Origin of the sequence: Actinokineospora sp. (assembly GCF_050699995.1) — a bacterium.
GTDB lineage: Bacteria > Actinomycetota > Actinomycetes > Mycobacteriales > Pseudonocardiaceae > Actinokineospora.
The window spans coordinates 1-1,555 of the sequence record NZ_JBOHGC010000280.1 but is presented as its reverse complement, the minus strand read 5'-3'; the positions used below and the strand labels follow the sequence as shown (position 1 = coordinate 1,555).

The following is a 1,555-nucleotide window of genomic DNA, read 5'->3' as shown; positions in this document are numbered from 1 at the left end:
GACTACACCATCCTCGCCTCGGTCCAGAACTTCCTGGCCACCGTCGACCGCCCCCGCGAGCAATTCGTGTTCGTCTCGGGGATCGGCTGCGCGTCGCGCTTCCCGTACTACGTCAACACCTACGGGATGCACTCGATCCACGGCCGTGCGCCGGCCATCGCGACCGGGCTGGCCGCCTCCCGCCCGGACCTGTCGGTGTGGGTGGTCACCGGGGACGGCGACGCGTTGTCGATCGGTGGCAACCACCTGATCCACGCCCTGCGCCGCAACGTGAACCTGAAGATCCTGCTGTTCAACAATCGGATCTACGGGCTGACCAAGGGCCAGTACTCGCCGACCAGCGAGGCGGGCAAGGTCACCAAGTCCACCCCGTACGGATCGCTGGATCACCCGTTCAACCCGATCAGCCTGGCGCTGGGGGCGGAAGCCACGTTCGTCGGCCGCGCGCTCGACTCGGACAAGAACGGCCTGACCGAGGTCCTCACCGCCGCCGCCCAGCACCGCGGCAGCGCCCTGGTCGAGATCTTCCAGAACTGCCCGATCTTCAATGACGGCGCCTTCGACGTCCTCAAGGACAAGGACGAGGCGACGCAGCGGCTGATTCCGCTGCGGGCGGGCAAGCCGATCGTGTTCGGCAAACCCAACGACGACGGCCACGGCGAGTACTGCGTCGTCAGGTCCGGCTTCGCGGGCCTTGAGGTCGCCAAGACCGCCGCGGTGGGCATCGAGAACGTCGTCGTCCACGATCCCGCCATCGCCGATCCCAGCTACGCCTTCGCCTTGTCCCGAATCAGCGGGCAGGACCTGCGGCACACCCCGACGGGCATCTTCCGCCAGGTGCGCCGACCCACCTATGACGATGCCGCCCGAGCCCAGATCAAACAGGCCGAGGACACCACACCGGCCGACCTCCAGAAACTGCTCACCGGTAGGGACACCTGGACCGTCGAGCACAGCGAGCCCGAGAGGAATCGACCATGAACTATGTCATCGCCGAGCCATGCGCTGACATGCAGGACAAGGCTTGCGTCGCTGAATGCCCCGTCGACTGCATCATCCCCGGCGAGACCATGCTCTACATCAACCCGGAGGAGTGCGTCGACTGCGGCGCCTGCGAGCCCGTCTGCCCGGTCGACGCGATCTTCTACGAGCGGGACCTTCCTGACCAGTGGAAGCACTACACGCAGATCAACGCGGACTTCTTCGCGATGCGAACACCGCCTGTGTCGTAGCGGCTCGCGCCGAAATCTCTCACTCGCCGGGACCGTGAATCGTCTCGAGTGCTTCGGCGAGATGCGCGCGACCCGGCACGCCGAGCTTGCCGTACACATGCTGGAGCCGGTTCTCGATCGTCCGCACCGAGACCACTAGTTCCTCGGCGATATCCTTGTTGGATCGTCCCGCCGCGGCCAGCTGCGCGGCTTCCCATTCGGCTGAGGTCAGCCTCGCCCGGGTTTCGGCGACCTGCAGCGCGGGCGTGTTCGCACCCCGGCAACGCGAAGCCAGCCATGCGGCCCGTCGTTCGGCGGCCGCGGCGTGCCGGTGTTCGCTGTGC

General features: G+C 66.8%; 2 protein-coding genes and 1 pseudogene. 2 read left to right on the top strand and 1 reads right to left on the bottom strand.

Features of this window, described 5'->3' with window-relative positions; translation table 11 throughout:
* Together ACRDSQ_RS14120 and fdxA are read left to right on the top strand one after the other, a co-directional pair.
* On the top strand, positions 1-981 hold a 981-nt coding region (locus ACRDSQ_RS14120), incomplete at its 5' end, for a 2-oxoacid:ferredoxin oxidoreductase subunit beta (RefSeq protein WP_431421517.1).
* A pseudogene (gene fdxA, locus ACRDSQ_RS14115) lies at positions 978-1,205 on the top strand (ferredoxin); the annotation flags it as partial. The gene ACRDSQ_RS14120 and the pseudogene fdxA, both read left to right, overlap by 4 nt.
* A 46-nt stretch (positions 1,206-1,251) precedes the next feature.
* Here fdxA and ACRDSQ_RS14110 read toward each other — a convergent pair.
* Positions 1,252-1,555: response regulator transcription factor (locus tag ACRDSQ_RS14110; RefSeq protein WP_431421515.1), on the bottom strand; the 304-nt coding region annotated here is incomplete at its 5' end.